Source organism: Pseudomonas citronellolis (assembly GCF_029335315.1).
Taxonomy (GTDB): Bacteria; Pseudomonadota; Gammaproteobacteria; order Pseudomonadales; family Pseudomonadaceae; genus Pseudomonas; species Pseudomonas citronellolis_A.
This window is the reverse complement of the sequence record NZ_JARJLT010000114.1, coordinates 1-5,637: the sequence shown is the minus strand read 5'-3', so window position 1 is coordinate 5,637 and position 5,637 is coordinate 1. Positions and strand designations below refer to the sequence as shown.

5 protein-coding genes are annotated in these 5,637 nt (G+C 65.8%); 1 reads left to right on the top strand and 4 read right to left on the bottom strand.

All coding sequences use genetic code 11. The features are described from left to right. Positions 1–26 precede the first annotated feature (26 nt). The 3 genes from P3W75_RS09680 to P3W75_RS09670 form a co-directional block, all read right to left on the bottom strand. The gene (locus tag P3W75_RS09680) at positions 27–1,556 is read right to left on the bottom strand and encodes a nucleobase:cation symporter-2 family protein (protein WP_276227158.1); all 1,530 of its coding nucleotides are present in this window, start codon (positions 1,554–1,556) and stop codon (positions 27–29) included. A gap of 684 nt (positions 1,557–2,240) precedes the next feature. Then, complete coding sequence (locus P3W75_RS09675; RefSeq protein WP_276227157.1) at positions 2,241–2,540, bottom strand: LasR-specific antiactivator QslA; 300 nt, start codon at positions 2,538–2,540, stop codon at positions 2,241–2,243. Between the two features lie 391 nt (positions 2,541–2,931). Beyond that, on the bottom strand, positions 2,932–3,378 hold the full coding sequence (locus tag P3W75_RS09670; RefSeq protein WP_276227156.1) for a GNAT family N-acetyltransferase: 447 nt from the start codon (positions 3,376–3,378) through the stop codon (positions 2,932–2,934). 357 nt (positions 3,379–3,735) lie between these two features. On the opposite strand from P3W75_RS09670, the gene P3W75_RS09665 reads away from it, so the two are divergent. Beyond that, positions 3,736–4,974 carry a glycosyltransferase gene (locus P3W75_RS09665; RefSeq protein WP_276227155.1) on the top strand — a complete coding sequence of 413 codons (1,239 nt, stop codon included), beginning with the start codon at positions 3,736–3,738 and terminating at the stop codon, positions 4,972–4,974. Between the two features lie 100 nt (positions 4,975–5,074). Here P3W75_RS09665 and P3W75_RS09660 read toward each other — a convergent pair. Continuing rightward, a partial coding sequence (locus P3W75_RS09660) for a TIGR04211 family SH3 domain-containing protein (protein ID WP_276227154.1) occupies positions 5,075–5,637 on the bottom strand: 563 nt, incomplete at its 5' end.

Here is a 5,637-nt window from a genome sequence, read left to right as displayed (position 1 = left end):
CGGCCCCTCGCGGGGCCGTTTGTTCGTCAGTGGGCCGCAGCCTTCACCGCCCTGGGTGGGGAGTGCTCGGCGTGTTCATGCTCCTCGTCCAGCACCGTCACCTCGTTGCCGTCCTTGTCGTGCAGCTTGCCGTTGAGGAAGTAGTCGCCCTCGTTCAGCGCGGCGATGTCGCGGTAGCGCAGGGTGCGTTCCTCGGCGGCGACGAACACCGACTGCTGGTCGGAGTTGCCGGTCTTGAAGTGGTTGAACAGCAGGTTCAGCGCGATGGCCATGATCGCCGAGGAGCTGATGCCGGAGTGGAAGATGGTTTCCACCCAGCCGGGGAAGTTGTTGTAGAAGGTCGGCGCGGCGATCGGCAGCATGCCGAAGCCCAGCGCGGTGGCGACGATCACCAGGTTCATGTTGTTGCGGTAGTCCACCTTCGACAGGGTGCGGATGCCGCTGGCGGCCACCGTGCCGAACAGTACCAGCCCGGCGCCGCCGAGCACCGCCGGCGGCACCGCCGCGACGATGCGCCCGACCACCGGCAGCAGCCCGAGGGTCACCAGGATCAGCCCGCCGGTGGCCACCACGTAGCGGCTCTTCACCCCGGTCACGGCCACCAGGCCGACGTTCTGGGCGAAGGCGCTCTGGGTGAAGGAGCCGAACAGCGGCGCCAGGATGCTCGACAGCATGTCGGCGCGCAGGCCGTTGCCCAGGCGCTTGGAGTCCACCTTGGTGCCGATGATCTCGCCCACGGCGAGGATGTCGGCCGAGGTTTCCACCAGGGTCACCAGGATCACGATGCTCATGGAGACGATCGCGGCGATGTGGAAGGTCGGCATGCCGAAATGGAAGATCTCCGGCATGGCCACCATCGGGCCGGTGGCGACCTTGGAGAAGTCGGTCATGCCCAGCGCGTAGGCGATGCCGGTGCCGATCACCATCGCCAGCAGGATCGACAGGCGCGAGATGGCGGCGCTGCCCAGCTTGCTCAGCAGCAGGACGATGGCCAGGGTCGCGGCGGCCAGGCCGATGTTGGCGGTGCTGCCGAAGTCCGGCGCCTTGCTGTTGCCGCCCATGGCCCAGCGCGCGGCCACCGGCATCAGGGTCAGGCCGATGGTGGTGATCACCACCCCGGTGACCAGCGGCGGGAAGAACTTGGTGATGCGCGAGAAGATCGGCGTGATCAGCAGGCCGATGAGCGAGGCCGCCATCACCGCGCCGAGCACGGCCGGAATGCCGCCGCCTTCGTAGCCGGTGGTGAGGATGGCGAGCATGGTCGCCACGCCGGCGAAGGACACCCCCTGCACCAGCGGCAGCTGGCTGCCGAAGAAGGGCAGGCCGAGGGTCTGCAGCAGGGTCGCCAGGCCGCCGGCGAACAGCGAGGCGGCGATCAGCGTGCCGATTTCGGCGGGGCTCAGGCCGGCGGCCTGGCCGAGGATCAGCGGCACGGCGACGATGCCGCCGTACATGGTCAGAACGTGTTGCAGGCCGTACGCCAGGTTGGCGCCGATACCGAGGTTCTCGTCTTCCGGGCGGGAGCTGGAGGACGCTGCAGCTGAACGATCATTCATGGCTGGAGGACTCGCTTGTTTTTGTTGTGCTGGGCACTGTAGACACGGTTGTCCATGTTTGGCTACCACCTTGTATACAAAATTCCGATCACGGCATGGAAATGGCTGATTTGGCTTGAAAAATAATCCGTCGGAAAATGCCGCCGAGCGGAAAATATTCCTGTGTACGTAGAAAGCAAAAACCTGGCCAATCAGACAGGAAAAATGGATACAACCTGCTCGGCGCCTCGCCTCGCCGGCCTGTGCCCCGCGTCATTCCTGGCTTCGCCTATCCTCAACGCAGCCCAGGCCAGCGGCGGCAAAGCCATGTGCGGCCGTTACGTCAGCTCCGAAGAAGCCGAAATGGAGCGCTACTGGCATATCGGTGCACGCAATTCGGGCCGCTGGCTGCGCCGCTGCTTCAATGTGGCGCCAACCAGCCTGGTGCCGATCCTGCGCAGGGAGGAGGGCGGCCAGGGAAGCGCTGGACGACCTGATGCACCACGCCCGCGAGAACTTCGTCGGCCACAGGGTCGGGCTGAGCGTGAACGATGCGGGCAATGATTCGGAAGAACTGCTGGAGACTGAGCGTCAGGATGACTCTTGATTTACCGCTCGCGCCGGACGGTCCCCTCTCCCTTCAGGGCGGGGCGCGTAGCCGAGGGTTAGGGAGGGGCGGACTTCGCCCCTCCCCACATCAATCGATCAATCCAGCTCCCCCGGCATCCGTCCCATCCGCTGCTGCAGCCGCGTCAGAAAGGCAATCTCGAAAGCCGTCCTGCGCCAGCCATCCGGCTGCCCTTCACGGCCATAGACGAACTGCGTCCAGAGAAAGCCGCAAGGCTCGCTGGCGAGCCAGCGCTCGGCCTGCTGAATGCCGCTGTCGCTGGCCGCCTGTGCGGGTAGCGGCAGGCACAGCCCGATGCCGGGCTGGCCATCGGCGGGTGGGATGTCGAAGGGAAAGGCGTTACCGGGGAGATCGATGAATGTATCGAGCTTGGGCATTGTTGTTGCTCCGTTTCTTGAGGTTCAGGAGCTGCCACCAAAGCTGTCAACCAATGGAGGCAGACCGCGCGGGGTTGACAGACCGGGAAACGGATGCCGGCAGACCCGAGGGTCTCCCCGCGCGATCTGCCATAACACTTGCGGTGCTGAACCGCAGCCGCGAGGGGGCCTGCGAAAGCATTCGCCGCTTTCGCATGCACCTCAGGGCGCAATCGCGCCGTTTCTTCAGGCTGTCAAACCCGGTCGCGGATGAGCCGCGACCGCCGCAGCTTAGGAGCCGGCCGAATGCGCAACAAGGGCAGATGAGCGCTGCGGGAGAGTATCGGATATTTCCTTCGCATGGCGTGGATTTCAGGCGAAGGATAAGGACTAGGACGAAAGGCTGAGAGCCTTACACCGCCTTGCGCATGAACACCCGCGCAAAACCGTTCTCGGTGGCGCGATGGGTTTCCCGGTATCCCAGCTTGGCGTAGATGGCCAGGTTCTCGGTCATCAACTGGTTGGTGTACAGCTCGATGGCCGCGAACCCGCGCTGCCGCGCGAAGTCCTCGCAGAACAGCAGCAACGCCTTGCCGATCCCCAGGCCCTTGCAGGCCGGCGACACCGCGATGTTTTCCAGCAGCAGTGCCGTGCCCTGCGGTTTCAGCACCAGCACGCCAGCCACCGCGCCCGCGCGCTCGAACACGAAGGCGTCGGCCTCGGCGACGACCTGCGCATAGTCGTCGAGCATGGGCGCCGGCTCCCGGCCGATGCGTGGGATGTAGGGGCTGTAGGCGTCGCGCACCAGGCGAGTGATCGCCGGGACGTCGTCCTGGGCTGCGGGGCGAATTCCATCCATCGGCGGGCTCCATGCATTCCGGGAAGTGGGGCCGCCACTGTAACGAATCAGGCGCCGTGGCAGCCCGACTTTCTGCGTGGCGCGGCTCCTTGTCGTGCGGTGAATGAGAGGGGCCGCGGGCGAGCCAAGGAATGGCATATCGGTAATTTCCAAAGCATCTTAGAGGGCCATCTATATAGGATTGCTTAATTCATTTGGATGATGAGACTGTTGGAGCTGGCCAGTAGCCTGACGTATAAGAAACCGCTGAAGGACGGGCTTCTCGCTGTTGTTTGAAGCGTGTTTCACAGGGTTTCAAGTCAGACACAAAAAGACTGTTCCGGTAACTCGCGAGATACTCCGGGAGTTCATGGCCAGATGAATAAGCGTTCCTCTTCGCCAACGGCTAACAAACGACTCCGGCAGCGTTATCTGCTGGTTGTCGCGGCGCCGTTCGCCCGCGACCCGCAGGGCCGCGTCTGGCTCGACGAGCTGTGGTGGCATGACCTGCTGGCGCACCTGGACTACCTGGCCAACCTCACGGTGATGGCGCCTTTCCGCGAGATCGACGCGCCGGAACCGGGCATGGTCGAGGCCGTCGCGCCTGCGGGCTTGCGATTGGCGTTCGTCGGGCTGTACCCGGAAGGCGGCACGCGGGAAGTGCTGCTCCACCTGCCGCGAGCGATCCGCGTGGCCTGGAACGCCATCGGCCAGGCCGATCTGGTCCATTCGGGTGTCGCCGGCTGGCCGATCCCCCCGGGCGCGATCATCAACCCCATCGCCTTGCTGCGCCGCAAACCGCTGATCATTGTCGTGGAGAGCGCCTTCTGGCGCTTGCAGCCCGGGGCGCCCGCCCCTTGGAAGGCGCGCCTGCGCGCCTGGCTCGGCGAGCGCTTCGCACGCTGGTCGCTGCGCCACGCCGATTTCGCCGTGTATACCCACCGCGGCTACAGGCAGAGCCTGCCGGTCGGCCCGAAGGGCACCGCGATGGTCCTGCCGGCCAGCTGGATTTCCGAACGGGACATTCTCTCCGCTACCGAGGCCGAGGCGCTCTGGGACGCCAAGCCGCTCCAGGCGCGCTTCCTGCTGGCCACGCGACTGGTGCAGCAGAAGGGCGTCGCGCTGTTCCTGGAGGCCATGCGGCTGCTCGAGCGCAACGGCGAACACCTGGAGGTGGACGTCATCGGCGACGGTGAGATGGGCGTCGACATCCAGCACTTCGCCGAGCAGGCCCATGCGCTGAAGGTGCGCCTGCTCGAACCGCGCCCCTATGGCCAACCCTTCCTGCAACTGCTCAGGAACTACCACGCGACCATCGTCCCGCTGACCGGCGACGAGCAGGCGCGCATCCTCTATGACTCATTCGCGCAGGCGGTACCGGTGATCGCCACCGACACCTGCGGCAATCGCGAAGTGGTCACCGACGGCGGGACGGGCGTGTTGTTCGAGACCAACAACCCCGAGGCCCTGGTGCGGGCGGTGACTTCCTGCGCCCAGGATCGTGGCGGCCTGCGCCGCATGGGGCTGTCGGCGCTGAGGACGGCGGCGGAGCACACCCACGCGGACATGCACCGCAAGCGCGCCGTCATGCTGCGCGAGCTGTTCGGCACGGGCTGACGGTCTCACTTGCGCCGCCATGCCCATGAGCTGAGCGCGTTTCCGCTGCCCTACAGCCGAGGGCGTCCCGCTGCGGCGCCGTGGTTCCGCGCTTCTCGTGTCACACCCACTGGTCGTTGCGCTTGCGCTTGACCCGCAGCAGGGTCGGCAGGATCAGCCCGACCAGCAGGCCGGCGCCGGCGATGCTGCCGCCGTAGGTCATGTAGCGCATCAGCACCTGCTTGTTCTCGTCGCCCAGTTGCGCCTGGACGGTGCGCAGTTGCGAGCGGGCTTCGGTCAGCTCGCTGTCCAGCGACTTGCGCGCGGCCTGCAGTTCGTCGATCTGGCTTTTGCGCGCGTCGAGGGTTTCCTGCATGCCTTGCACGCGGGTCTTCCAGGTGCCGTTGATGCCGTCGAGCTGGGCGGTCAGGTCGCTCACCTGCTTTTCCAGTTGTGGCAGGCGCTCGGCCTGGCCGGGCACCGTCTGCAGGTCGCGGCTGGGAATCCACACGCTGTTGCCGCTCTCGCCGCGCACCTGGCTGTAGTCGCCCTGGGTATTGAGCAGCTCGACCTTCTGCCCGGAGACCAGGGTGCCGACGATGCGGTAGCCGTCGGTGGGGCCGCTGCGCACGTAGGTGGTCAGGCTGTCGCTCACCCAGCGCGCGTTGCTTGCGCTTTCCTCGG